The 24,127-nt window shown below is 68.5% G+C and carries 23 protein-coding genes; 15 read left to right on the top strand and 8 right to left on the bottom strand.

The window, feature by feature from the left end; genetic code table 11:
• Positions 1 to 74 precede the first annotated feature (74 nt).
• From ccrA to mce, 3 genes are all read right to left on the bottom strand, one after another.
• Positions 75 to 1,406, bottom strand: a complete 1,332-nt coding sequence (gene ccrA, locus E0H75_RS34665; protein WP_131517928.1) for a crotonyl-CoA carboxylase/reductase — start codon at positions 1,404 to 1,406, stop codon at positions 75 to 77.
• Between the two features lie 136 nt (positions 1,407 to 1,542).
• Positions 1,543 to 2,445, bottom strand: coding sequence for a sensor histidine kinase (locus E0H75_RS34660; protein WP_131517927.1), 903 nt, complete (start codon positions 2,443 to 2,445; stop codon positions 1,543 to 1,545).
• 99 nt (positions 2,446 to 2,544) lie between these two features.
• On the bottom strand, positions 2,545 to 2,976 hold the full coding sequence (gene mce / locus E0H75_RS34655) for a methylmalonyl-CoA epimerase (protein WP_131355708.1): 432 nt from the start codon (positions 2,974 to 2,976) through the stop codon (positions 2,545 to 2,547).
• A gap of 115 nt (positions 2,977 to 3,091) precedes the next feature.
• On the opposite strand from mce, the gene E0H75_RS34650 reads away from it, so the two are divergent.
• The 4 genes from E0H75_RS34650 to E0H75_RS34640 all read left to right on the top strand — a co-directional run bounded on the left by E0H75_RS34650 (position 3,092) and on the right by E0H75_RS34640 (position 6,540).
• Positions 3,092 to 4,306 (top strand): acetyl-CoA C-acetyltransferase, encoded by a 1,215-nt coding sequence (locus E0H75_RS34650; protein ID WP_131517926.1) that lies wholly within the window; start codon positions 3,092 to 3,094, stop codon positions 4,304 to 4,306.
• Positions 4,306 to 5,262, top strand: a complete 957-nt coding sequence (gene meaB, locus E0H75_RS34645) for a methylmalonyl Co-A mutase-associated GTPase MeaB (protein WP_131517925.1) — start codon at positions 4,306 to 4,308, stop codon at positions 5,260 to 5,262. The genes E0H75_RS34650 and meaB overlap by 1 nt, the downstream gene beginning before the upstream one ends.
• A gap of 294 nt (positions 5,263 to 5,556) precedes the next feature.
• Positions 5,557 to 5,715, top strand: a complete 159-nt coding sequence (locus E0H75_RS43290) for a hypothetical protein (RefSeq protein ID WP_165554231.1) — start codon at positions 5,557 to 5,559, stop codon at positions 5,713 to 5,715.
• 108 nt (positions 5,716 to 5,823) lie between these two features.
• Entirely contained in the window at positions 5,824 to 6,540 is a 717-nt protein-coding gene (locus E0H75_RS34640; RefSeq protein WP_131517924.1) for a PH domain-containing protein, read from the top strand.
• A 2-nt stretch (positions 6,541 to 6,542) separates the two neighbouring features.
• Here the strand turns inward: E0H75_RS34640 and E0H75_RS34635 are convergent, their stop codons facing one another.
• From E0H75_RS34635 to E0H75_RS44730, 4 genes are all read right to left on the bottom strand, one after another.
• Complete coding sequence (locus tag E0H75_RS34635; RefSeq protein ID WP_131517923.1) at positions 6,543 to 7,775, bottom strand: RNA polymerase sigma factor; 1,233 nt, start codon at positions 7,773 to 7,775, stop codon at positions 6,543 to 6,545.
• 11 nt (positions 7,776 to 7,786) lie between these two features.
• Positions 7,787 to 8,134: a YciI family protein gene (locus E0H75_RS34630; protein ID WP_131517922.1), complete on the bottom strand. Its 348-nt coding sequence runs from the start codon at positions 8,132 to 8,134 to the stop codon at positions 7,787 to 7,789.
• An 82-nt stretch (positions 8,135 to 8,216) separates the two neighbouring features.
• Entirely contained in the window at positions 8,217 to 8,963 is a 747-nt protein-coding gene (locus E0H75_RS34625) for a maleylpyruvate isomerase family mycothiol-dependent enzyme (RefSeq protein ID WP_131517921.1), read from the bottom strand.
• 31 nt (positions 8,964 to 8,994) lie between these two features.
• Positions 8,995 to 9,204: a DUF4231 domain-containing protein gene (locus E0H75_RS44730; protein WP_272948953.1), complete on the bottom strand. Its 210-nt coding sequence runs from the start codon at positions 9,202 to 9,204 to the stop codon at positions 8,995 to 8,997.
• 138 nt (positions 9,205 to 9,342) lie between these two features.
• Here E0H75_RS44730 and E0H75_RS34615 point away from each other — a divergent pair, with 138 nt between their 5' ends.
• The 8 genes from E0H75_RS34615 to E0H75_RS34580 all read left to right on the top strand — a co-directional run bounded on the left by E0H75_RS34615 (position 9,343) and on the right by E0H75_RS34580 (position 18,414).
• A complete protein-coding gene (locus E0H75_RS34615; RefSeq protein WP_131517919.1) occupies positions 9,343 to 9,846 on the top strand; it encodes a MarR family winged helix-turn-helix transcriptional regulator in 504 nt (167 codons plus the stop codon).
• A 162-nt stretch (positions 9,847 to 10,008) separates the two neighbouring features.
• Positions 10,009 to 11,604, top strand: coding sequence for a peptide ABC transporter substrate-binding protein (locus E0H75_RS34610; protein WP_131517918.1), 1,596 nt, complete (start codon positions 10,009 to 10,011; stop codon positions 11,602 to 11,604).
• Positions 11,604 to 12,980, top strand: coding sequence for a M14 family zinc carboxypeptidase (locus E0H75_RS34605; protein WP_131517917.1), 1,377 nt, complete (start codon positions 11,604 to 11,606; stop codon positions 12,978 to 12,980). The genes E0H75_RS34610 and E0H75_RS34605 overlap by 1 nt, the downstream gene beginning before the upstream one ends.
• Entirely contained in the window at positions 12,980 to 13,906 is a 927-nt protein-coding gene (locus tag E0H75_RS34600; protein WP_131355656.1) for an ABC transporter permease, read from the top strand. The genes E0H75_RS34605 and E0H75_RS34600 overlap by 1 nt, the downstream gene beginning before the upstream one ends.
• Positions 13,899 to 14,792 (top strand): ABC transporter permease, encoded by an 894-nt coding sequence (locus E0H75_RS34595; RefSeq protein WP_131517916.1) that lies wholly within the window; start codon positions 13,899 to 13,901, stop codon positions 14,790 to 14,792. The genes E0H75_RS34600 and E0H75_RS34595 overlap by 8 nt, the downstream gene beginning before the upstream one ends.
• On the top strand, positions 14,793 to 16,253 hold the full coding sequence (locus E0H75_RS34590; RefSeq protein ID WP_131517915.1) for a serine hydrolase domain-containing protein: 1,461 nt from the start codon (positions 14,793 to 14,795) through the stop codon (positions 16,251 to 16,253).
• Positions 16,253 to 16,783, top strand: a complete 531-nt coding sequence (locus E0H75_RS34585) for a GbsR/MarR family transcriptional regulator (RefSeq protein WP_131517914.1) — start codon at positions 16,253 to 16,255, stop codon at positions 16,781 to 16,783. The genes E0H75_RS34590 and E0H75_RS34585 overlap by 1 nt, the downstream gene beginning before the upstream one ends.
• A complete protein-coding gene (locus tag E0H75_RS34580; protein ID WP_131517913.1) occupies positions 16,780 to 18,414 on the top strand; it encodes a dipeptide ABC transporter ATP-binding protein in 1,635 nt (544 codons plus the stop codon). The genes E0H75_RS34585 and E0H75_RS34580 overlap by 4 nt, the downstream gene beginning before the upstream one ends.
• Here the strand turns inward: E0H75_RS34580 and E0H75_RS34575 are convergent.
• Entirely contained in the window at positions 18,397 to 19,512 is a 1,116-nt protein-coding gene (locus tag E0H75_RS34575) for a hypothetical protein (protein WP_202873314.1), read from the bottom strand. The genes E0H75_RS34580 and E0H75_RS34575 overlap by 18 nt on opposite strands.
• Before the next feature lie 117 nt (positions 19,513 to 19,629).
• On the opposite strand from E0H75_RS34575, the gene E0H75_RS34570 reads away from it, so the two are divergent.
• From E0H75_RS34570 to E0H75_RS34560, 3 genes are all read left to right on the top strand, one after another.
• Positions 19,630 to 21,303: a coenzyme B12-dependent isobutyryl-CoA mutase large subunit gene (locus tag E0H75_RS34570; protein ID WP_131517912.1), complete on the top strand. Its 1,674-nt coding sequence runs from the start codon at positions 19,630 to 19,632 to the stop codon at positions 21,301 to 21,303.
• A gap of 43 nt (positions 21,304 to 21,346) precedes the next feature.
• Positions 21,347 to 23,038, top strand: a complete 1,692-nt coding sequence (locus tag E0H75_RS34565; RefSeq protein ID WP_238163443.1) for an NAD-binding protein — start codon at positions 21,347 to 21,349, stop codon at positions 23,036 to 23,038.
• Between the two features lie 104 nt (positions 23,039 to 23,142).
• Positions 23,143 to 24,084, top strand: coding sequence for a tetratricopeptide repeat protein (locus E0H75_RS34560; RefSeq protein ID WP_131517910.1), 942 nt, complete (start codon positions 23,143 to 23,145; stop codon positions 24,082 to 24,084).
• Positions 24,085 to 24,127 lie beyond the last annotated feature (43 nt).

Here is a 24,127-nt window from a genome sequence, read left to right as displayed (position 1 = left end):
ATCCCCCACCTTAAGCCTGTCAGAACTCGGGCGTAACCAGCCAATCGGGCCGCTGGGACGACCCGACCCAACCGTTACCTGTTACGGAAGCGGTTGATCGCGTCCTCGTGCTGAGCCCGCAGCGACGGATTGCGAACGCCGAGGCCCTCACTCGGCGCCAGGGTGAGGACGCCGACCTTGCCCTGGTGCAGGTTGCGGTGGACGTCGTACGCCGCCTGAGCGGTGTCCTCGAGCGGGTAGACCTTGCTGACCGTCGGGTGGACCATGCCCTTGGCAATCAACCGGTTCGCCTCCCAGGCCTCCCGGTAGTTGGCGAAGTGAGAGCCGATGATCCGCTTCAGGTTCATCCACAGATACCGGTTGTCGTACTCGTGCATGAAGCCGGACGTCGACGCGCACGTCACGATCGTCCCGCCGCGCCGGGCGACGTACACCGACGCCCCGAACGTCTCCCGCCCCGGATGCTCGAACACGATGTCGGGGTCGTCGCCACCGGTGAGCTCGCGGATCCGGGCCCCGAACCGCTTCCATTCCTTCTGGTCCTGCGTCGTCTCGTCGGCCCAGAACTTGTACCCCTCGGCCGACCGGTCGATGATCAGCGACGCCCCCATCGCCCGGCAGATCTCCGCCTTCTCCGGCGACGACACCACGCACACCGGGATCGCCCCGCCGTTCAGCGCGAACTGCGTCGCGTAGGAACCCAGCCCACCGGACGCTCCCCAGATCAGTACGACGTCGCCCTGCTTCATGTCTGCGCCGTTCGCGGAGACGAGCTGCCGGTACGCCGTACTGTTCACCAGACCCGGCGACGCGGCCTCCTCCCAGGTGAGGTGCTCCGGCTTCGGCATCAGCTGGTTCGACTTCACCAGCGCGAGCTCGGCCAGGCCGCCGAAGTTCGTCTCGAAGCCCCAGATCCGCTGCTCGGAGTCGAGCATCGTGTCGTTGTGCCCGTCGGGCGACTCGAGCTCGACGGACAGGCAGTGCGCGACCACCTCGTCGCCGGGCTTCCACGCGTTCACGCCAGGCCCGGTCCGCAGTACGACGCCGGCCAGGTCGGAGCCGACCACGTGATACGGCAGGTCGTGGCGGGCGGTCAGCGGCGACAGCTTCCCGTACCGCCTCAGGAACGCGAACGTCGAGACCGGCTCGAAGATCGACGTCCACACGGTGTTGTAGTTGATCGCGCTCGCCATCACCGCGACCAGCGCCTCACCCGGCCCGAGCTCGGGCGTCGGTACGTCGTCCAGGTGCAGGCTCTTGCGCGGATCCTTCTCCTTGCTGCCCAGACCCTCGAACATCGTCGCCTCGTCGGCGTGCACGGTGATGCCGCGGTAGTGGTCCGGTACGTCGAGCTCGCCAACGGCCGTGGTGTCACCGGACAGAATCGCTTCGAGGATCTGCTTCACGTCGTACCTCCAACAGCGGGGTCTGGGTGAGCGGAACTTACCGCTGAGTATGCACGTCTGGCTGTGCCTTGTAACACAGGCGGGGGCCGGTGAGACGACCGTCACTTTTGTAGTCCACCGTTGTCAGTGGTCTTATTCAGCGCAGGCGCGTGTACAGCCGTACCTGGGTGAAGTCGTCGCCCGACCGCAGCTGCACCAGATCGCACAGCTGGTTCGCCAGCCAGACGCCCCGCCCGCCGAGTCCGTCGAGTGGCGGCAGCACGCGTCCGACCAGCTGATCGTGGATCCGGCCTTGGTCCGCGACGTCACAGACCAGCGAGCCGTCCTCGATCCAGACCGACAGCGTCCCGGAGCCACCGCCGAACCGGATGCTGTTCGTGCAGACCTCGTGCAGCGCCAGCTCCAGGTCGTCCATCCGATGCCGCGACACCCCGTGCGACGACGCCTGCGCGTTGACCCATTGCCGGATCTGCGCGAGCTCTCCGCGCACGAACTCCCACCGCTCGGCCCGATCCGGTACGGCGGGCAGCGCGGTCCGGAATGTCTTCTCCGCAAGGCCTTCCGGCACCGAATGGGTCACCGTCGGGTCGATCCCGACGGCCGCGTCGTACGGACAGCGCAAGCGGAAACCCATGGCATCGGCGAAGGCCACCGACAGCAGAGCCTCGTGCAGCAAGGCTTCCTCGTACTCCGCTGGCGTCCGGCCGGCGTACGCCGGTTCGCCGAGTCCGCGAACCGCTCGGCCCGGGTGCTCATCGAGGACCTCACGCCAGAACGGAATGATCCGGGCCGGGTTGTGGCCGGCGACTGTCATATCGATAAAACGGACCTGGGCGGCCGCCGCACCGAGCGCCTGGCGCAGCTCGGCAATCCGTTCCGGGGGCAGTGCGACCACGACCTTCTCACCGGCAGCCAGGCCGTCACGGACGTACGGCGCCGCGGAATGCACGAACTCGTCGCTACAGGTGTAGACGAAGGCGTCATGCCGGAACCCCGCGTGCGCACCGCCCAGAGAATCGGTGGCGCTGTCCTTCAGCACCCGAACAGCCTAGTCCGGCGATCGCTACCGGGCAGCGCGTCGGGGCGCGCCGTCACCCGGTGTTCGAGAGGCGTGACAGACCGGTCGTGAAGGCCGGGTTCAGGCCGGCTCGACGAGCTCGACCAGTACGCCGCCGGCCGAGCGCGGATGGATGAAGTTTACCCGCGAACCGGCGGTGCCACGGCGCGGCTCGTCGTACAGGAGTTCGGCGCCGCGCTCGCGCAGGGTCGCCGAGACCGCGTCGAGGTCGCTGACCCGGTAGGCGAGTTGCTGGATGCCAGGCCCGCGCTGGACCAGGAATTTCGCGATCGGCGAGGAGTCCGACAGCGGTGCGAGCAGCTGGATCGACGAACCCGAGTCGCCGACCGACAGCATGGCCTCGCGGACGCCCTGCTCCTCGTTGATCTCCTCGTGCGCGACCGTCATGCCGAACACCTCGGCGTAGAACCGGACCGCCTCGTCGAAGTCGGCCACGGCAACGCCCACGTGGTCGATCGCGTCGAACAAGGTCCCGGTGACGGTGCTCTTCATAGCGCCAGAGTGGCGCAGCCGGCCGCCGGAATCCATGGAAAGTGGCAGAGCTGACACGACGTGTGTGACTTGATCGACAGCGGCGTACCAGTGCGGTCGCAGGTATCGTGACAACATGTCTGACGCCACCCGTAGTTCAGCGAACACCACTGTCATAGTCGCCGGCGCGCGGACCCCGATCGGGCGGCTGCTGGGTGGCCTCAAGGGCTTCACCGGCGCCGAGCTCGGCGGATTCGCGATCAAGGGCGCACTGGAGAAGGCCGGCGTCGCGCCGGACCAGGTCGAGTACGTGATCATGGGCCAGGTGCTGCAGGCCGGCGCGGGTCAGATCGCCGCCCGGCAGGCCGCCGTCAAGGCCGGCCTCCCGATGAGCGTCCCGGCCATCACCATCAACAAGGTCTGCCTGTCCGGCCTGAACGCGATCGCGCTCGCCAGCCAGCTGATCCGCGCCGGTGAGCACGACATCGTCGTCGCCGGCGGGATGGAGTCGATGACGAACGCGCCGCACCTGCTGCCCAAGTCCCGCGAGGGCTTCAAGTACGGCGACACCACCCTGGTCGACTCGATGGCGTACGACGGGTTGTGGGACGCGTTCACCGACCAGCCGATGGGCGCGCTCACCGACCGGGCCAACAACGAGGGTCTGAAGCTCAGCCGCGAGGAGCAGGACGAGTTCGCCGTGCGCTCGCACCAGCGGGCCGCCGAGGGCTGGAAGAACGGTCTGTTCGCCGACGAGGTGATCCCGGTCGAGGTGCCGCAGCGCAAGGGCGACCCGATCGTGGTCGACAGCGACGAAGGCGTCCGCAGTGACACCTCCGTCGAGGCGCTGGCCAGGCTGCGTCCGGCCTTCGGCAAGGACGGCACGATCACGGCCGGGTCGTCGTCGCCGATCTCCGACGGCGGCTGCGCGGTAGTCGTGATGAGCAAGGCGAAGGCCGAGGAGCTCGGGTTGAGCTGGATCGCCGAGATCGGCGCCCACAGCTCGGTGGCCGGGCCGGACTCGACGCTGCAGAGCCAGCCCGCGCACGCGATCGCGAAGGCCTGCGAGAAGGAAGGCATCGAGCCCACCGCACTCGACCTGATCGAGATCAACGAGGCGTTCGCGTCGGTCGGGATCGCCTCCACGCGGGAGCTGAAGGTCGACGCCGACAAGGTCAACGTGAACGGTGGCGCGATCGCCGTCGGACACCCGATCGGGATGTCCGGTGCCCGCCTGGTCCTGCACCTCGCGCTCGAGCTGGGCCGGCGCGGTGGCGGCGTCGGCGCGGCCGCGCTCTGCGGTGGCGGTGGCCAGGGCGACGCGCTCATCGTCCGGGTCCCGAAGAGCTGATGCCGCGCCGGACCGCACCGGTCTCGGAGCTGGTCGAGCGGGCCCGGGAGGGTGACTCCCGGGCCGTCGCCCGGCTGATCTCACTGGTCGAGGACGAATCGCCCTTGCTGCGTGAGGTGATGGCGGCCCTGTCGCCGTACGCCGGTCATGCGCACATCGTCGGCATCACGGGCTCACCCGGCGTCGGGAAATCCACGTCGACGTCGGCGCTCGTCACGGCGTACCGGGCGACCGGGAAGCGGGTCGGGGTGCTCGCGGTCGACCCGTCGTCGCCGTTCTCCGGCGGTGCGCTGCTTGGGGACCGGGTGCGGATGCAGGACCACGCGACGGACTCCGGCGTGTTCATCCGGTCGATGGCGTCGCGTGGGCATCTCGGCGGACTTGCCTGGTCGACCCCGCAGGCGCTGCGGGTGCTCGACGCGGCCGGGTACGACGTCGTCCTGGTCGAGACCGTCGGCGTCGGCCAGTCCGAGGTGGAGATCGCCGGGATGGCGGACACGACCCTCATCCTGCTGGCGCCGGGGATGGGTGACGGGATCCAGGCCGCGAAGGCCGGCATCCTCGAGGTCGGCGACATCTACGTTGTGAACAAGGCCGATCGGGACGGCGTGCAGAACGTCACCCGCGATCTGCGGCACATGCTCGCGCTGGCCGAACGGCCCGAAGGCGCCTGGTCGCCGCCGATCCTGAAGACAGTTGCCTCGCGCAACGAAGGGGTCGACGAGGTGGTGGCGGCGATCGAGGAGCGGCTGGCCTGGATGCGGTCCAACGGCGTCCTGGACGAACGGCGCCGGAGCCGGGCCCGGGACGAGATCGAGGCGATCGCGATGACCTCGTTGCGGTCCCGGTTCGCGCACCTGCACGGCGATGCGCGGCTCGACGTACTGGCCGCCAAGGTCGCCGAGGGAAACACCGACCCGTACACTGCCGCGGACGAGTTGATCGCGGCGCTCTGATCGATCTCAGCTGCAACACGCGACCACGGACTGTCACATTGTGTCTTTCCCTGGCGTTCACCCAATGGTTGTTCCGAAATCGGGCAAACTCCGCGAGATTTCCAGAGTACGGCGCGATGGACGTCTCACGGCGGCGCGCCGGTGGCTGCCATGCCCCCGAATCCGTTACAGAATGGACCTTGTAGCTGGTGAGCATTGTGCGGTGGGCTGTGTTCAGTCAGTGACAATTGGTGACGGTCCGTGATACAAAATCAAACACAGTCGACCGAGTGGTTGCGAACGAGGAGTGGTGACATGCCGAAGAAGCTGTTGATCTGGTCGGTCATCGCCTTTGCCGGCTTCTATCTGTTCACTCAGCCGGCGAACGCTGCCGATGCGGTGGGAGGCGCGTTCTCGGCCGTCGGTGACGCGTTCGAGAGTGTGATCACCTTCTTGAGCGCGCTGTTCAGCTGATCTGCCGTCTGAGTGTCCCGTTACGAGCAATCGTGCGGGACACTTGGCTGTATGGACCGCGGAGCAGCCCGCTGCGATGGCCGGAGAGGGTGGTAGGGGAGTGAGTGGATGGCCGGCATAGGCCTGTTCCGGATCTTCGACCCGAAGGTCCGGCGGCACCTGATCTCGGACGAGGGCGAGGTCGTCATCGACGAGGTCCGGCAGCACTGGGTGGTCTATTCGGTGCCGATGCTCGAGGTCGCGCTGGCGACGGCCCTGCTGATCGCGATGGTGACCACTCCGATCGGCGGCCAGCCCGTCGTCCTGGCGCTCGTGCTGGTGCTGCTCGCGCATGCCTTCTGGCAGTTCCTCACCCACCACCGGGACCGGTTCGTGGTCACCAACATGCGGGTCATGCGGATCCGCGGCGTCTTCTCCCAGACCGTCGCGACCACACCGATCGCGCGAGTCCTGGACATCACCCTGCAGAAGCCGATCGTCGGCCGGATCTTCGGCTACGGCCACTTCGTCTTCGAGTCCGCGGCCCAGGACCAGGGCTTCCGCGAGATCAAGTGGGTCAGCCGTCCCGACGACCGTGACCTGACCATCCAGCGAGTGATCCAGCGCACCGGTCTGCGCGCGTCGGCCAGCGTCGACGTGGTGGAGGGCGACGACGACTCCGATGACGACGGCACCGGTCCAATCGGGATGGACTCCGCGCAGGAGATCACCACCACGGTGCCCGCACCCGCGCCGGCGCGTCGCGGTGGCCCACCACCATCCTCGGGTCCGGCGTCGAAGTCGATCTTCAACAGCGAACGCGGCAACTGGACCGACGAGGACTGAGCTCAGTCCGCCGCGGCTCGGAAGAGCTCGAGACGGCGCTCGCGATGGCGTCGTTCGGCGTCGGTCGACGGACCTTCCAGCGCCTTGGTGAGTTCCCCGACGGCTTCGTCGTACCGGTGATCGCGGGCCAGTAGCTCGGCGCGGACGGCGTGCCAGCGTGGACTGGGCGTGAGCTCGCTGAGCAACGCGAGTCCCGCTGTGGTGTCTTTTGCTTCGGCGGCCGCGACCGCGAGCCCCAGGTCGGCTGCTGGGCTGGGCGCTACCGACACCAGGAGCTCGTACAGGCGGAGGATCTCGGTCCAGTCCGTCGTGTCGTAAGTGGCTGCGCGGGCGTGCTCGGCCGCGATGGCGGCCTGGAGTTGATAGGCGTCGGCCTGCTGGTTCGATCGCAGGAGCGAGTCGTTGAGAAGGTCGATCCCGCGGGCGATCGCGGCGTTGTCCCAGCGGCTGCGGTCTTGCTGGTCGAGCGTGACGACGTCACCGTCGGCGTCCAGTCGGGCGGGCCGGCGCGCCTCGGTGAGCAGCAGCAGTGCGAGTACGGCGGTCGGCATCTGCTGCTCGGGCAGCAGTTCGTGCAGGAGCTCCGCCAGTCGGATGGCCTCCGCGCAGACATCGACGTCGTACGCCGTCTGTCCTTCGACCGGAGCATGGCCGGAGGTGTAGAGGCTGTGGACCACGCCGCAGACGGCGGGCAGGCGCTCGGGGAGTTCGGCCTCGGGCGGCACCCGGTACGGGATGCGGGCGGCGGCGATCTTCTGCCGTGCCCGGGTGAGGCGCTTCGCGGTCGCGGCCTCGGTGGTCAGCATGACGCCGGCGATCTGCGTGGGAGACAGTCCGCACAAGGTGCGCAAGGCCAACGCGACCCTGGTTGGCGGCGACAGCGCCGGGTGGCAACACGTGAAGATCAGCCGCAGCAGGTCGTCCTGGACGACCGCGGCCGGGACGATGTCGGTGCGGCCGAGCTCGATCAGCCGGGTGCTGTCACGTTCCTTGTCGGCTCGGGCCCGCTCGCGCCGGATGATGTCGATCGCCTTGCGCCGGGCAGTCACGGTCATCCAGGCGCGCGGCTCGGGCGGTACGCCGGTCACCGGCCAGGCGCCGAGGGCCGCCAGGGTGGCCTCCTGGACGGCGTCCTCGGCGAGTTGCACGTCGCCGACGGTCCGGATCAGCGTCGCGAGGATGCGAGTCCCCTCGACCCGGACCGTCTCGGCCACCGCGTCGTGCCCTGGCTCCATCGTCGGAGTCTTCAGCGGGCCCGGATCACCGGGCGGACCTCGACCGCGCCGTTCCAGGCCGACGGGATCTGCTGGGCGATCGCGATCGCCGCCTCCAGGTCCTCGGCCTCGACCAGGTAGTAGCCGGTCAGGGCTTCCTTCGTCTCCGCGTACGGCCCGTCGGTGGTGACGACCTTCCCGCCGCGAGCGCCTTCCACCCGTACGACGGTCGCCGTACTGGTCGGGTGGAGCACCGCGCTGGCGGTGATCAGGCCGGCGTTGTCGTCCTGGAACCGCCGGTACTCCGCGAGCTCCTCGGCCTGCTCAGGTGCGAACCAGTCCACGTCCGCGCTGTAAACGAGCGCCAGGTACTGCGCCATCAGCCCACTCCTTTCCGTGCTTCAGGATCCACTCTGGTCCCTCGGCAAGTGAACGAACAGCAACCCGCGAACAGGACATCCGTCAGCGAGTGGCCTCCGCGACCCGCGCACGGAACTCCTGCACGACGCTCGCGTCGCCGGCCGTCTGGATCGCGGAAGCGTCCGTGCGGCCCCACAACCAGAGGAACACCGCGTCGGGTGATCCGAAGATCTCGGCGGCCGCGTCGCCCTCGGCGCCCTGCTGCACGGTGACGATGGTGCTGTCCGCGGTGACGGTCCACGTGCGGCCCTCGGACGTGATGCGCACGGTCGCGTCGAGGGGGTGATCGGTGTCGCCCTCCTCCCACCACGGTCCACCGAGGTTCGGGAACAGCAACTCGTCGATGCCGTCGAGCGCCAGTTCGGCGGCGATCGGTGTGACCACGTCGTGCGCCTGCTCGACGTCTATTCGGTGCACGACACTCTCCAGCGCCATCCGCCGGTACCAGAAGCCCGAGGTGGCGTCGTCCGGATTGAACGTCCAGGTCTCCAGCGACGTACCGGCCTTCTCCAACGCGGCCACGATCGCCGCGAGCGCCTCGTCGTACCACTCGAACGTGTCCCGTGCGTCGAAGTCTGGCGGCCACGGATCGGGCAGCGCGCCGAGCCGCAGCACCTCCACCTTGTGCACATACACCAGCGCCACATGCCGCAGTACCGACTCCACGGTCCACCCCGGACAACTCGGCACTGCCGCATCCAGCCCCATCCGCCCGACTTCACCCAGCCGAGCACCCTCACTCCGCACGTGCCCCAAGTAGAACTCGGCCTGCTCCGTCGACAACGTCATACCCGGACCCTCCCAGACCCCACAGACACTTTCAGACGCTCCGCTGCTTGAGTGCTTCTTCCCAGTCGGCGGTCTCGGTGTGGCTGATCTCCACCACGCGCTCGGTCAGCAGCTTGGCCGGATCCTCGGTGGATGTGTACCGGCCGGCCCGCTGGACGTACAACCAGGCTTCGTTCCGCAGGTCCTCGGCGGTCCGGCGATAGGTCGGATAGGAATCCTTGAACGCGAACAGCGTCCGGATCGCCTGGTTGGCCTGGTGGTGATCCCAGCGGAAGCGGAGGCTGATACTGCTCCGCGGGCGGGTCGGTGCCGAGCGCCGGGAAGTCCGAATCTCTGAGTCTGGCCATGGTGTGCCTAGTCTCCAGCTAATCTTCGGCTCATGGCGAGGAAGAGGGCGTTGCCGTTCGATCCGATCGACGAGGCGTCGCGGCAGTGGGGGCGGCGGTGGGGTGCGGTCGAGCAGATGCGGGCCGTCACGTCGCTGATGCGGGCCCAGCAGATCGTCATCGGGGAACTGGACGACATCCTTCGCAAGCACGGGTTGACCTTCGCACGGTTCGAGGCGCTGGTGCTGCTCACGTTCTCGCGACGCGGGTCGCTGCCGCTGGGGAAGATGGGCGAGCGGCTGCAGGTGCACCCGACGTCGGTGACCTCGATCGTGCGGCGGCTGGAGGCGGCCGGGCTGGTGACCCGGACCCCGCATCCGGACGACGGCCGGGCAGTCCTGTGCGAGATCACCCAGGACGGACGGGAGCTGGTCGAGCGCGCCACGGCCGACCTGGTGGCCGCCGATTTCGCGCTCAGCGGCCTCACCGACGAGCAGCTGAAGATGCTCTGGTCGGTGCTCGAACCGCTCCGCCACAACGCCGGCGACTTCAGCTGATCCAAGCCTGATGAGTGCGTCTCCAACTGTTACGCCCGCGCTAAGAGTTCATTTCCTACTGAAACTTCCCAAGTTTCCCTATTGCGCTACAAGCTCAGGGCATCCAGGATCGGGGGAACACAGTCGGCCCGCCCTGCGGCCGCGGAAGTAGCTGGAGGACCCATGAAACGCCGTGCTGTCCGGGTGACCGCCGTCCTGCTCGCCGGCGCCCTCACGCTGTCAGGCTGTTCCGGCGGCGGCTCCGCCTCCCCGGCCGACGGGGTGCGGTCGATCTCGTTTGCCGTCGACGACCCGGTCACGCTGAACCCGGGCCGTCAGACCATCGCCTTCGCGCAGGACAAGGCGCTGTTCTCCGCGCTCACCTACGTGAAGAGCGACGGCAGCCTGACCTACCTGAACGCCGAGTCGGTCAAGTCGACCGACGCCGTGCACTGGACCGTCAAGCTGCGCCCGGGCTGGACCTTCCACAACGGCGAGAAGGTCACCGCGGAGAGCTATGTGAAGGCGTGGAGCACGGTCGCGTACGGCCCGAACGCCTGGGAGAACAGCGGCCAACTGGTCAACATCGCCGGGTACGACGCTCTCAACCCGGCCAAGGGCACGCCGAAGACCAAGGAGCTGTCCGGCCTGAAGGTCGTCGACGAGCTCACCTTCACGGTCACGCTGAAGAGCCCCGACGGGCAGTTCCCGACCCAGCTGTCGCAGGCGCAGACCGGGTTCTTCCCGATGCCTGAGGCGGCGTACAAGGACCTCGACGGGTACGGCAAGAAGCCGATCGGCAACGGGCCGTTCGAGATGGACGGCAGCTACACCGAGAACGAGCCGATGACGGTCAAGGCCTTCGCGAACTACCATGGCCCGAAGCCGAGCATCGACGAGATCGTCTTCAAGCCGTACACCGACATGACCACCGCCTACACCGACGTCCAGGCCGGCAACACCGACATCATCTTCGTGCCGGCGGCCCGGATGGCGCAGGTGAAGAAGGACTTCGGCGACCGTGCGTACGTCTTCGAGGGCCTCGGCATGAACTACCTCGGCCTGCCGCTGTGGGACAAGCGCTACCAGGACGTCCGGGTCCGCGAAGCGATCTCGATGGCGATCGACCGCCAGGCCGTCAGCAACGTGATCTACGGCGGGATCTGGACGCCCGCCACCGCACTGACCCCACCGGGTGAGCCGGGTACGCCGAAGGACCTGTGCGGTGAGCTGTGCACGTTCAACCCGACCAAGGCCAAGCAGTTGCTGGCCGAGGCAGGTGGCTTCAGCGGCAAGATGGAGATCCGCTACCCGGGCGGTTCCGGTCTCGACGACCTGTACAACGCCTACGCCAACCAGCTCCGGCAGAACCTCGGTATCAAGGACGTCACCGCGACGCCGACCACCGACTTCCCGGAGTTCCAGAAGCTGCGCAACGAGAAGAAGCTGAGCGGTCCGTACTTCTCCCGCTGGGGCGCCCTCTACGCCAGCCAGCAGAACACGCTGCGGTCCTTCTACACCAAGGCCGGCGGCTGCGTGAACTGCATTCCCTACTACACCCCGCAGGTCGAGCAGTTGCTGGCCAAGGCGGACGCGCAGGTCGATCCGCAGAAGGCGATCGAGGGGTACGTCGAGGTCCAGAAGGCGATCATCAAGGACTTCCCGGCGCCGCCGATGTTCTTCGAGAAGTACACCTACGCGACCTCGGACCGGATCGCGAAGCTGGCCGAAGGCGCGGGCAGCCTGGAGCTCGAGAACACCACCCTGGCGGATAGTTGATGGCGGCAACCAACGGCGGCCCGCTCCAGGACATCCTGGAGCGGGCCCACCGCGTGCCCGGCCTCGACCACTTCCCAGGCGTCGACGAGATCACCGAGCGCCTCGACGAACTGGCCGGCCGCTATCCGGACCTGGTCACCAGGCGACGGATCGGTACGTCGCGCCTCGGCGACCCGATCACGATGTACTCGATCGGCACCGGCCCCGACGAAGCGCTCGTGTACGCCGGCGTGCACCCGAACGAACCGATCGGCTTCTGGACCGCGATCCGGCTGGCCGAGGACCTGTGTGCCGACGAGGACCTCCGCGGCGGCTGCCGCTGGAACATCATCGGCTGCATCGACCCGGACGGCACCCGCCTGAACGAAGGCTGGTTCGACGGTCCGTTCAACCGGGTGAACTGTCTCGAGCACTTCTACCGCCCGGCCCCGGCCGAGCAGGTCGAGTGGTCGTTCCCGTTCCAGTACAAGAGCGCGTACTTCGACCAGGTGATGCCCGAGACGTTCGCGCTGATGCGGGTGATCGACGAGCTCAAGCCGGTGGTCGCCGTCTCGTTGCACAACACCGAGGTCGGCGGCGTGTACTACTACGTCAGCCGTGAGCTCGGTGGTTTCGTCGACGAGTTGCACGCGATCACCGCGTCGTTCGGTCTGCCGCTCGACCTGGGCGAGCCCGAGAGCCCGGTCGCGCGGCCGCTCGGTCCCGCGGTCTACGAGATGATCTCGGCCAAGGCGACGTACGACTACACCGAGAGTCTGGGGCTGACGCCGTACTCGTCGTCAGGTGGATCATCGTCGGAGTACGCCGAGCGGCACGGGACGGTCAGTCTGGTCGCCGAGCTGCCGTACTGGACGCATCCCGCGAACGACGACCAGACGCCGAGCGACGTGCCGTACCGCGACGTGCTGGCCCGGATGGCCGATGCCCTGGGCAAGGATCTCGACGCGATGATCGAGATCTTCGACGCCGCCCGTGCGTACCTGTCCGACGATTCGCAGCTGGTCCGGGCGACCGACGCCTTCCTCCCGTACCTGGCCAAGCGGCCGGAACGCGACCGGCTCCGAGCCGAGAAGGAGGACCCCGCGCGGGTGGCGACGGTCGCGGAGGCCTTCGGGCTGACCGATGTGCACCGGTCGTTCCGGCTGCGGTTCGGCGGCATGCTGCTGCGCTCGCTCGAGGGCGAGATCGCGCGGGGGAGTGCGGCCGCCGCACTGCACCCACTGAGTCGGCGGATGCGTGAGCTCTACAGCGAGTGGCAGGAGGAGGCCGCTGCACTCGACCAGGAACTGCGGACCGTCCCGATCAAGGACCTGGTCGGAGTCCAGTACGCCGCCACCCTCGCGCTGCTGAACGCCGTCCGGCGAGAGGCGGGCTGATGCTGCGCTTTACCATCCGGCGGGTGATCGAACTCGTCCTGGTGTTCTTCGGCGTCACGTTCGCCATCTACGCGGCCGTGTTCGCGCTGCCTGGCGACCCGATCTCCAGCCTGGGTGGCGATCAGCCGCTGTCCCCGGCGGTGGTCGAGCGGATCCGGGAGCTCTACCACCTGAACGACCCGCTCTGGTCGCAGTACCTGCGCTATCTCGGCCATCTGCTGACCGGCGACCTCGGCGTCGACTTCCGCGGCCGGTCGGTGGCGGAGCGGCTCGCGACGCGATGGCCCGTGACGATCCGGTTGGCGTTGACCGCGTGGGTGATCCAGGTCGTGATCGGGGTCGGTCTCGGCCTGATCGCCGGGTTGCGGAAGAACACCTGGATCGACCGCGGCGTACTGATCCTGACGATCCTGATCACCTCGGTGCCGATCTTCGTCATGGCTGTGACCGCGCAACTGGTGTTCGGTGTGAAGCTGTCGCTGCTGCCGATCGCGGGCGTGACCGACGGCTGGCCGTTGTCGTATCTGCTGCCGGCGACGGTGCTGGCGCTGTATGGGCTGGCTGCGGTGGCGCGGCTGACCCGGGGAAGCGTGGTCGACACGATGAGTTCGGACTTCGTCCGGGCGTTGTGGGCCAAGGGTCTGACCCGGCGGCGAGTGGTCGGCATCCATGTACTGCGGAACTCGTCGATCCCGGTGCTGACCTATCTGGCGATCGACCTGGGCGCGTTGCTCGGCGGTGCCGTGGTGACCGAGGGCATCTTCAACCTGCCCGGTGTCGGTCAGTTGCTGTTCCAGTCGATCCGGGTGCACGAGGGTCCGACCGTGGTCGGCATCGCGACCGCGCTGATCCTGATCTTCCTGCTGACCAGCGTGGTCGTCGATCTGCTCAACTCGCTGCTCGACCCGAGGATCCGCCATGACTGACCAGGTGCTGGTGCAGCCGATCGAGGAGGACACCCTGGCCGGGCGCGGGGTCTGGGCGACCGTCCGCCGCCGCGTGCTGTTCTGGGTGCCGCTGACCGTGCTCGCCGTACTCCTGCTGCTCGCTCTGTTCCCGGGGTGGGTCGGCGGCTGGTTCGGCAACCCGGATCCGCGCGCGTGCGACATCTCGGCGAGTGCCCGTCCGTCGTCGCACGGGCATCCGTTCGGGCAGGACCTGCAGGGCTGCGATGTGTACGCGAACGTCGTTCACGGCGCTCGCGCGTCGCTCGCGGTCGGACTGATGTGCACACTGGTCGCGCTCGTCATCGCCGTCGGAGTCGGCACCATCGCCGGGTACGTCGGTGGTTGGGCGGACTCGGTGCTGGCCCGGCTGACCGATGTGTTCCTCGGCTTCCCGTTCCTGCTCGGGGCGATCGTCGTACTGAACAGTCTCGGCAAGCGGTCGGTCCTGTCGGTCGCCCTCGTGCTCGCGTTGTTCTCCTGGCCTGCGCTCGCCCGGATGGTCCGTACGACGGTTCGCGCGACCCGGGACGCGGAGTATGTGCAAGCGGCGAAGGCCATGGGGTTCCCGACCACCCGCATTCTCAGTCACTATGTGTTGCCGAACTCGATCGGCCCGGTGCTTGCGGTCGCCACCCTGACCGTCGGAGGCGTGATCGTCGCGGAGTCGACACTGACGTTCCTCGGCCTCGGCCTGCGGGCGCCGTCGATCTCGTGGGGCCTGCAACTCGCCACCGCGCAGTCCAGGTTCCAGCAGGCACCGCACACCCTGATCTACCCGGGCATCTTCCTCGCCGCGACCGTACTGAGCCTGATCACCCTCGGCGACGTACTCCGCGACGCGGTCAACCCGAAGGGACGCTCCTGAATGACCACCCACGACAGAACGGACGCCGCCTTGTCCTCGTACGACCTCACCACCGCTCGTGAAGCCGCACCCGCGATCCAGAGCTGGCTGGAGTACCAGCGCCGCTACCTGCGGACGCCGGGAGTCCAAGCGGCGATCCGGGTCGGTGACGAGCTCGTCCTGTCGACCGCCCTGGGCACCAGTGACGAGGTGACCGGTACGCCGCTGCGGACCGACCATCTGTTCCGGATCGCGTCGCACTCGAAGACTTTCACGGCGACCTCGATCCTGCAGCTGGTCGAGCAGGGCAAGGTCCGCCTCGACGACCCGATCGAGGCGCATGTTCCCGAGTTGGCCGGCAGCGCGCTGGCGCCGGTCACCGTGCGCGAGCTGCTCGGCCATCAGGGCGGCGTCATCCGCGACGGCGTCGACAAGGACTACTGGCAGCTGATGGATCCGTTCCCGGACCGCAAGGCGCTGGTGGAGCTGTGCCTCAGCCACGGCCAGGTCTTCGAGCCGAACGAGCACTTCAAGTACACGAACATCGGCTACTCGCTGCTCGGCCTGGTGATCGAGTCCGCGAGCGGGCTCTCGTACGGCGATTACGTCGCCGCCAACATCACCGCCCGCCTCGGCCTGGCGAACACCGGCGCCGAGTGGGATCCGGAGCGGGCGGGTGAGTACGCCGGTGGCCACACCGGGCTGCTGGACGGCTCCGACGTACGCGAGACCATCCCGCACGTCGACACCCGGGCGATGGCCGCGGCCACCGGCTTCTACTCGACCGCCGAGGACCTCACGACGTACGGCGCCGCGCACTTCTTCGGAGCGGGCCAGCTGCTGACCGACGCGAGCAAGCGGCTGCTGCAGCGCGATGAGAGCCTGGTCAACGCGCACGGGCGCGAGATCGGCCGGTACGGGCTGGGTCTGGACATCGTGAAGGTCGGCGACCGCCGACTGGTCGGCCACAGCGGTGGCTACCCGGGCCACATCACCCGGACCTTCATCGACCCGGTCGACCAGATCGTCGTGTCGGTGCTCACCAACTGCATCGGCGGCCCGGCCGGCATCCTCGCGACCGGCGTGGTCAAGCTGCTCAACCTGGCTGCCAATGCTCCGGCCGGCTCCGCGGTGCCGAGCGACATCGACGGGCGCCGGTTCTGCGGCGACTTCGCGAACCTGATGGGCGTGATGAGCATCGCACTGCTCGGCGACCGGCTGGTCGCGTTCTTCCCGGCCGCGCCGGACCCGGTCGACAGCTACGAGGAGCTCCAGGTCATCGACGAGAACACGCTGGCCGTCGTACCGGCTGCCGGGTTCGGGTCGATCGGCGAGAAGGTGGAGTTCACCTGGGACTCGGACGGTCAGCCCGAGGTCGTCCGGTACGGCGGGAGCTCGCGGTGGCCGGTCGAGGTGTTCCGGGCACGGCGGTCGGCGCAGATCGCGGACGCCGAGGTGCATGCTTTGGCCAGGAGGTCGTAATGGCGGATGACAAGCCGGTCGACGACGAGGCCTGGGAGGAGGACCCGCGCCGCGCGGAGTTCGTCGAGCAGTTCGCCCTGCTCAGAGAGCTGGCCGGCTCGCCGCGGATGGAGGGCCGGGTGCTCGGCTATCTGATGGTGAGCAACAAGCCGTTCGTCTCCTCGGCCGAGCTGGCCCGGGCGCTGTCCGCGAGTGCGGGCTCGATCTCGAGTACCACCCGGCGGCTGATCGACCTCGGGTTCATCGCGCGGCACGCCGTACCGGGGGATCGCAGTCACTACTTCAAGGTCGAGGACGACGTCTGGGGAAGCTTCCTCGCCGGCGAGCGCAGGTCCCTCGGCAAGCAACGGCAGGTCTTCGAGGACATGCTGGCCGATCTGCCCGAAGGGATGACCGGTCCGCGGAAGCGGCTGCGGAACGCGCGCAACTATTTCGAGTGGCTGGCGACGTACCACCGCAAAATGCTGGTCGACTGGCAGGAGTACAAGGACAAACTCGACGCTGTGTCCGATCAAGGGGAGGGTGAGTGAAGGACGACATCCTGCGGTTCGAGGACCTCACCGTCGACTTCACCGTCGGCGGTACGACGCATCGCGCGGTGGACAACGTGAGCTTCGCGGTCCGGCCGGGTGAGGTGCTCGCGGTCGTCGGGGAGTCCGGATCGGGCAAGAGTGTCACGTCGTTGGCGGCGCTCGGGCTGCTGCCGTCCAACGCGACTGTCGGCGGGCGGATCAGCTTCGGCGGCGAGGACGTCCTGTCGATGTCGCGGGCCGAGCTGACGACGCTGCGCGGCCGGCGGATCGCGATGATCTTCCAGGACCCGGTCGGCGCGCTGGACCCGGTGTTCACGATCGGGTCGCAGCTGATCGAGATGATCCGCGCGCATCAGCCGGCGCTGTCTCGTGGGCAGGCCCGCGAGCGGGCGATCGAGCTGCTGCGGATGGTCGAGATCCCCGAGCCCGAATCGCGGCTGAAGTACTACCCGCATCAGCTGTCCGGCGGTCAGTGCCAGCGCGTCATGATCGCGGTCGCGGTCGCCTGTGACCCCGAGCTGCTGATCGCCGACGAGCCGACCACCGCGCTCGATGTGACGGTGCAGCAGGAGGTGCTCGACGTACTGCTCGCGATGCGGTCGGAGATCTCCGGCGCGATCATGATCATCACGCACGACATGGGGGTGGTCGCGGACGTGGCCGACCGGGTCGTTGTCATGCGCAAGGGATCGGTGGTCGAGACGGCCGACGTCCACGAGCTGTTCGACCGGCCGACCCAGCCGTACACCCAGGCGCTGCTCGACGCGGTGCCGCGTGGCGGTCTTCGCGACGACAAACCCTCCGGCCCGACGGAAGGTACGCCGGCTCTGTCGGTCGAGGATCTCGTGGTGGAGTACCGCGGCCGGCGCGGTAAGACGGTCCTCGCGGTGGATCACGTGAACCTGGCGCTCAACCCCGGCGAGATCACCGGTCTGGTCGGGGAGTCCGGGTCGGGGAAGTCGACCATCGGGAAGTCCGTACTCGGCCTCGCACCGATCACCTCAGGCGAGGTCCGGGTCGACGGTCGGGCGCTGACCACGGCGTCGTCCTCGGTCGTGCGGCGGACCCGGTCCCGGATCGGCGTGGTGTTCCAGAACCCGGCCGGCTCACTGAACCCGCGTGCCACGATCGGTCAGTCCATCGGCGAACCGCTCGCCGTACATCGCGGCGTACGGGGTGGAGAGTTGCGTGGACGGGTCGAGGAGCTGCTGGACAGCGTCGAGCTGCCGCGTGGCTGGGCCGGGCGGTATCCGCACGAGTTGTCCGGCGGTCAGCGGCAGCGGGTGTCGATCGCGCGGGCGATCTCGCTCGATCCCGGACTGCTGATCGCGGACGAGCCCACATCAGCGCTGGACGTGTCCGTGCAGGCGACGGTGCTCGAGTTGCTCCGGTCGCTGCAGGACCGGCTGCATTTCGCCTGCCTGTTCATCAGCCACGACCTCGCGGTGGTCGACCAGGTCTGCGACCGCGTCGCCGTGATGAGCCACGGCAAGCTGGTCGAACAGGGCACACGCGAAGCCGTGCTGCGCGCACCCCAGGACCCGTACACGATCCGTTTGCTGGCGGCGGCGCCCGTCCCGGATCCCCGCGAACAGGCTCACCGCCGCTCGCTACGGCTGGTCGGCTAGCACGGGGAAGGCCTGCCGCAGCTCCGCGAGGAACTCCTGCTCCCGCCCGAAGCCGAAGGTGTCGACGGAGACTCGCACCGCCCCGATCGCGGCGGCCAGTGGATCGTCGGCGCACGCCTCGAAGATCGCCGGGATGGCCATCGCCTGCTGTGAGAAGTTGTCGTACCGGCCGTCGCGGGTGGTGATCAGCGTCTTCGCCACGCCCGGATCGCCCCAAGCTCGGTCGAACGCCTTGCTGGTGGTGTCGAACGGTTCCGGCAGTTCCTCGCCCCGGTCCATCGCGGCGAGTGCTGCCGCGATCCAGTCATGCTCGGTCAGTTGGGCTTCCTCGTACGCGCGCCGAGCGGCCCACCGTGCGATCCCTCGCTGCGACCCGGCGTCGGCCCGGGCGATCGCCTCCGCCGCGGCGCGGTCCAGAAGCGCCACCGGAATCGCGGCCCAGCCCAAGGCACGAAGCGGTTCACTCGGCAGCTTGCCGCCCCAGTCTCGGGTCTCCACCGCCAGCCGGGCCTCGACCTGTCTGCGCTCGTGCTCCAGCACCGCTTGCCGCTCGGTCTCAGCTCGCTCCTCCGCCGTCGGTGGAGGAGCTTGCTGTCGCGCGTAGTCGTGCCAGTACGCCGCCGTACCGCTCGTCACCTTGATGACCCGGTCCGGTTCGGGCGGCGCCGGCCAGAACTGCAGCAGGTAGTGGTCGACGAGCGGCTCGCCGTCGAGCGTGTTGTCGGTCTCGTGGCCGGAGTCCATGCCGATCCCGCAGTACCGCACCCGGTAATCGGTCTCGGCCAGGTCCAGCGGCTCCTGCCACTCGCCGGCCCAGCCGACGAGCGCGGTGGTCGCGCCGACCGGCGTGAACGACGCCTCGACGATCTCCTCCCAGGTGTCGTCGACCGGTGGTTCGGAGTCGTGCAGTTCGGTCGAGAAGCCGACGTCGCCGGTGTGCAGGCCGGTGATCAGGAACAGCGCTCCGGGCACCGCCGCACCACACAGTCCGTTCTGCTGGCCGGCGTAGGACGCGCCCAGGTCCGACACGAACTCGTGGCTCTGGACATACAACTGGCCGTAGTGCACCCCGACCGGTCCGGTCGTCAAAGTCCGCACGGAATCTCCTCCCCAGGTATTGCCGCGCATCATCTCGCCGGATCGGGGTCAGTCCGGGAATTGGAAATAGTTGGACGTCCTAGTATTTTGGGACCAGTCCCCTAGGAGGTCTGAGTGATGGATGCCGAGCAGATCGCGGCCGGCCGGAGCCGGTGGCAGCAGCGGTACGACGCGGCGCGCAAGCGGGAGGCGGACTTCACCACGCTGTCCGGCACCGAGGTCGCGCCGGTGTACGGACCTCCCGAAGGTGTGGACGACCCGCGGATGGAGCGGATCGGCTGGCCGGGGGAGTTCCCGTTCACCCGCGGGCTGTATCCGACCGGCTACCGCGGCCGCACCTGGACGATCCGCCAGTTCGCCGGCTTCGGCAACGCCGAGCAGACCAACGAGCGGTACAAGATGATCCTGAACGGCGGGGGCGGCGGCCTGTCCGTCGCGTTCGACATGCCGACGCTGATGGGCCGCGACTCCGACGACCCGAAGGCGCTCGGCGAGGTCGGCCACTGCGGGGTCGCGATCGACTCGGCCGCCGACATGGACCGGCTGTTCAAGGACATCCCGCTGCAGGACGTCACGACCTCGATGACGATCTCCGGTCCCGCCGTACCGGCGTTCGTGATGTACCTGGTCTCCGCCGAGCGGCAGGGCGCGGACATCACCAAGCTCAACGGGACGCTGCAGACCGACATCTTCAAGGAGTACATCGCGCAGAAGGAGTGGCTGTTCCCACCGGAACCGCACCTGCGCCTGATCGGTGACCTGATGGAGTACTGCGCCGAACGCATCCCGGCGTACAAGCCGCTCAGCGTCTCCGGCTATCACATCCGCGAGGCCGGTTCGACGGCTGGGCAGGAGTTGGCGTACACACTGGCCGACGGGTTCGGGTACGTCGAGCTCGGGCTCAACCGCGGTCTCGACATCGACGTGTTCGCGCCGGGTCTGTCGTTCTTCTTCGACAGCCACCTGGACTTCTTCGAGGAGATCGCGAAGTTCCGCGCGGCCCGCCGGATCTGGGCGCGCTGGCTGCGCGATGTGTACGGCGCTCGCACGGACAAGGCCCAGTCGTTGCGATTCCACACCCAGACCGCTGGGGTGTCGCTGACCGCCCAGCAGCCGTACAACAACGTCGTACGGACGGCTGTCGAGGCGCTGGCCGCCATCCTCGGCGGGACGAACTCGCTGCACACGAACGCGCTCGACGAGACGCTCGCGCTGCCGAGCGAGGAGTCGGCCGAGATCGCACTGCGCACCCAGTCGGTGCTGATGGAGGAGGTCGGCGTGACCAACGTCGCCGACCCGCTCGGCGGATCCTGGTTCGTCGAGGCGCTCACCGACAAGATCGAGGCCGAGGCCGAGGAGATCTTCGCGCGGATCAAGGAGATGAGCCCGGACGGCTCGATGACCGGCGGCATCCTGCGCGGGATCGAGGACGGCTGGTTCATGGGCGAGATCGCCGACGCCGCCTTCGAGTACCAGCAGAAGCTGGAGAAGGGCGAGAAGAAGATCGTCGGCGTGAACACGCTGACCGACACCGTCTCCGGCGAGCTGGAGATCCTCCGGGTCAGCCACGAGGTCGAGGTCGAGCAGTGCCGGGTGCTCGCGGAACGCAAGTCGCACCGTGACGAGGACCGGGTCCGGCGTACGCTAACGGCTCTGGTGGAGGCGGCCAGGAGTACTGGCAACCTGATCGAGCCCATGCTGGAGGCGGCGCGTGCGGAGGCCACGATGGGGGAAATCTGTCACGTTCTTCGGGACGAGTGGGGCGAATACCGAGAGCCCGCCCGCTTCTGACGAGAGTTCCTCCTCCGACGGAGGCCCGGCCGAACCCAGTGGATTGGGATCGCAGGCCCGGGAGGCGATCGGCCCGGCGGACGGCCGCGGCGTGGTCGTCTGCGGTTCGGATCGCACCATGCTGCGGGTCGTCACCGAGTTGGTGAGCTCCGGCGAGCGGGTGATCGCAGTCGTCAACCCGGCGTCGCGGCACTACGACCGGATCAGTGAGCTCGGCGCCCAGGTGATGGGTGTCCGGGTCATCAGTGAGTCGCTGCTGCGCCGGGCCGGGGTCGACGCCCAGGACGGCATCGGGTCGACCGCGCGGGCTCTGGTGCTGCTCGACACCGACGACGTTCACAACGTGCACACCGCGTTGACCGCTCGCGACATGGATCCCGATCTGCGCATCATCGTGCAGATGGTGAACCCGCGACTGGGCAAGCAGTTGCACAGTCTGCTCGGCGACTGCGTGGTGATCTCCGGACCGTCGCTGGCCGCGCCCGCGTTCGTCTCCGACGCGCTCGAGGACGACGAGCTCACCTGGCTCGAGATCGGTGGCCGGCGCCTGGTCGCCGGTCAGGCCGACCTGATCAGGCAGCCGCATCTGACCGTGCTCGCCGACACGACGTCGTCCGCGACACCCGAACTCTTGCCGAGCTCGAGTGACGACCCGAGTGGTGACATCGTGCTCGGCACCGGCATCCGCAGCGTCTGGCGGACCAGAGACGTACGGCGGGCCGGTTGGCTGATGGCGGCCGGCGACATCTTCGACCGGCGGGTACGGCGGATCGCCGCGGTGATGGCGTTGCTCGTGCTGGCCGGGACCGTGCTCACGCACTTCATCGCGAAGGTCGAATGGCTGCGGGCTGTCTATCTCGCGGCCGGAGCGGTGACGTCGGCGGGGATCGAGGACGACACGTTCTCCGAGGCGGCGCCGTGGGCGAAGGTCGCGGCCGTCGTGGTCCAGTTGACGGGGATCGTGTTGGTGGCGCTGCTGACCGCGGTCATCGTCGACTCGCTGATCGGTGCGCGACTGTCGCGGGTGATCGGCGGCGTCCGCGGGCGGCCTCGCAACCATGTGGTCGTCTGCGGCCTCGGGACTGTCGGCGCGCGAGTGCTGGAGATCCTGGCGGAGCGCGGTGTCGCGGTGGTCGGCGTCGAGCATGACGAGGACGCGCCCGGCGTACAGACCGCGCATCGGTTGCGGATCCCGGTGGTCATCGGCGACAGCAGCAACGAGGAGACGCTGCGGTCGGCCGGGGTGCAGCGATGTCTGTCCGTGCTCGCGCTCACCGACGGCGACATCACGAATCTGGAGTCGGCAATGGTCGTGCGCGACCTGAACCCGGATGCCCGGATCACGATGCGGATGTTCGACCACGACCTGGCCCAGCGCGTCGAGCGCCGGCTCGGGCTCGGCCACAGCCGCTCGGTGTCGATGCTGGTCGCCCCGGCGATCGCCGCGGCCGCCGCGAACCGGCGCAGTCAGGTGACGGTGCCGGCAGGTCGCCGGGTTCTGCTGCTCACCGAGGTCACCGTCGAGCCGGGCTCGGTCGCCGTCGGGCTGCGCCTGGGCGAACTGGACGAGGAAGGCGGATTGCGGGTGCTCGCTCGCCAGGACGATGGTCCGTGGGACTGGAATCCGGCGTCCGGCAAACTGCTCCGAGGCGGTGACCGGCTCGCCGTGGCGGGCACCCGGAGCGGCCTGGCCAGACTGCTCCTGGCGACCCGAGCACGGCACGGTTCGGCCTAGCGCCCTCCGCCGGATTTCCGGCGGAGGGCGCTCTCATAGAGGATGGACCCTGTGAACGTACGCAGTGAGCGCCAACTGGGCGCGACCGGAATGCGAGGGCAGTGGTGAGTCAGTCGAACTTCTCCCGTCCCGGGGCGATCGATCTGTCGTCCCTGCGCAAGCCCGCGGCCCCGCCGCCCGGCTCCGGTGGTGGCGCACCGGCGGCCGGTGGCGGAGCGTCGGGCTCTTATGTGCTGAACGTCAGCGAGGCGACCTTCCAGTCCGATGTGATCGAGCGGTCCATCCAGTCGCCGGTGGTGGTCGAGTTCTGGTCGCCGCGGTCGGAGGCGTCGACCGCGCTCGGCCCGGTGCTGGCCCAGCTGTCGACCGAGTACGCCGGCAAGTTCCTGCTGGCCCGGATCGACGTCGATGCGAACCCACAGCTGGCCCAGGCGGTCGGCGTGCAGTCGGTGCCGCTGGTGATCGCCGTACTGCGGGGTCAGGTGGTCCCGCTGTTCCAGGGCACGCTGGGTGAGCCGGAGGTGCGTGGGTACCTCGATCAGCTGCTCACGGTGGCGGTCGCGAACGGCATCACCGGGCGGGCCGATCCCGTCGGGCCCGCGGCGCCTTCGGTGGAGGACGAGGAGGAGCCGCCGCCGAATCCGCGGTACGAGAAGGCTGAGAACGCGGTCGGCGCGGGTGACCTGGATGGCGCGATCGCGGCGTACGAGGAGTTGTTGAAGGAGACGCCGGCCGACGCCGAGGCGAAGTCGGGCCTGGCTCGGGTGCAGCTCGTCAAGCGCACCCAGGACGTGCCCGCCGATCTGCGGACGCGCGCGGCTGACAACCCCACGGACATCGAGGCGCAGCAGTTGGTGGCCGATGTCGATCTGATGGGCGGGCATGTCGACGACGCGTTCAACCGGCTGATCAGCACTGTCCAGGCGACCTCTGGTGACGAGCGGAACGCGGTGCGGTTGCACCTGCTGGAGCTCTTCGAGGTCGTGGGTGCCGACGACGACCGGGTGATCAAGGCGCGGCGGCGGTTGATGGCTGCGTTGTTCTGATCCCTGCTTGTTGACAGACCCCCTCGGCCCTCGTGGCTGAGGG

This window comes from Kribbella capetownensis (assembly GCF_004331485.1).
Classification (GTDB): domain Bacteria; phylum Actinomycetota; class Actinomycetes; order Propionibacteriales; family Kribbellaceae; genus Kribbella; species Kribbella capetownensis.
This window is presented reverse-complemented; position numbering and strand designations above follow the sequence as displayed.

Coding starts and splice junctions, on each gene's coding strand:
- mce (WP_131355708.1), bottom strand. CDS start 2,976: ATGAAGAGCACCGTCACCGGGACCTTGTTCGACGCGATCGACCACGTG.
- E0H75_RS34650 (WP_131517926.1), top strand. CDS start 3,092: ATGTCTGACGCCACCCGTAGTTCAGCGAACACCACTGTCATAGTCGCC.
- meaB (WP_131517925.1), top strand. CDS start 4,306: ATGCCGCGCCGGACCGCACCGGTCTCGGAGCTGGTCGAGCGGGCCCGG.
- E0H75_RS43290 (WP_165554231.1), top strand. CDS start 5,557: ATGCCGAAGAAGCTGTTGATCTGGTCGGTCATCGCCTTTGCCGGCTTC.
- E0H75_RS34640 (WP_131517924.1), top strand. CDS start 5,824: ATGGCCGGCATAGGCCTGTTCCGGATCTTCGACCCGAAGGTCCGGCGG.
- E0H75_RS34635 (WP_131517923.1), bottom strand. CDS start 7,775: ATGGAGCCAGGGCACGACGCGGTGGCCGAGACGGTCCGGGTCGAGGGG.
- E0H75_RS34630 (WP_131517922.1), bottom strand. CDS start 8,134: ATGGCGCAGTACCTGGCGCTCGTTTACAGCGCGGACGTGGACTGGTTC.
- E0H75_RS34625 (WP_131517921.1), bottom strand. CDS start 8,963: ATGACGTTGTCGACGGAGCAGGCCGAGTTCTACTTGGGGCACGTGCGG.
- E0H75_RS34615 (WP_131517919.1), top strand. CDS start 9,343: ATGGCGAGGAAGAGGGCGTTGCCGTTCGATCCGATCGACGAGGCGTCG.
- E0H75_RS34610 (WP_131517918.1), top strand. CDS start 10,009: ATGAAACGCCGTGCTGTCCGGGTGACCGCCGTCCTGCTCGCCGGCGCC.
- E0H75_RS34605 (WP_131517917.1), top strand. CDS start 11,604: ATGGCGGCAACCAACGGCGGCCCGCTCCAGGACATCCTGGAGCGGGCC.
- E0H75_RS34600 (WP_131355656.1), top strand. CDS start 12,980: ATGCTGCGCTTTACCATCCGGCGGGTGATCGAACTCGTCCTGGTGTTC.
- E0H75_RS34595 (WP_131517916.1), top strand. CDS start 13,899: ATGACTGACCAGGTGCTGGTGCAGCCGATCGAGGAGGACACCCTGGCC.
- E0H75_RS34590 (WP_131517915.1), top strand. CDS start 14,793: ATGACCACCCACGACAGAACGGACGCCGCCTTGTCCTCGTACGACCTC.
- E0H75_RS34585 (WP_131517914.1), top strand. CDS start 16,253: ATGGCGGATGACAAGCCGGTCGACGACGAGGCCTGGGAGGAGGACCCG.
- E0H75_RS34570 (WP_131517912.1), top strand. CDS start 19,630: ATGGATGCCGAGCAGATCGCGGCCGGCCGGAGCCGGTGGCAGCAGCGG.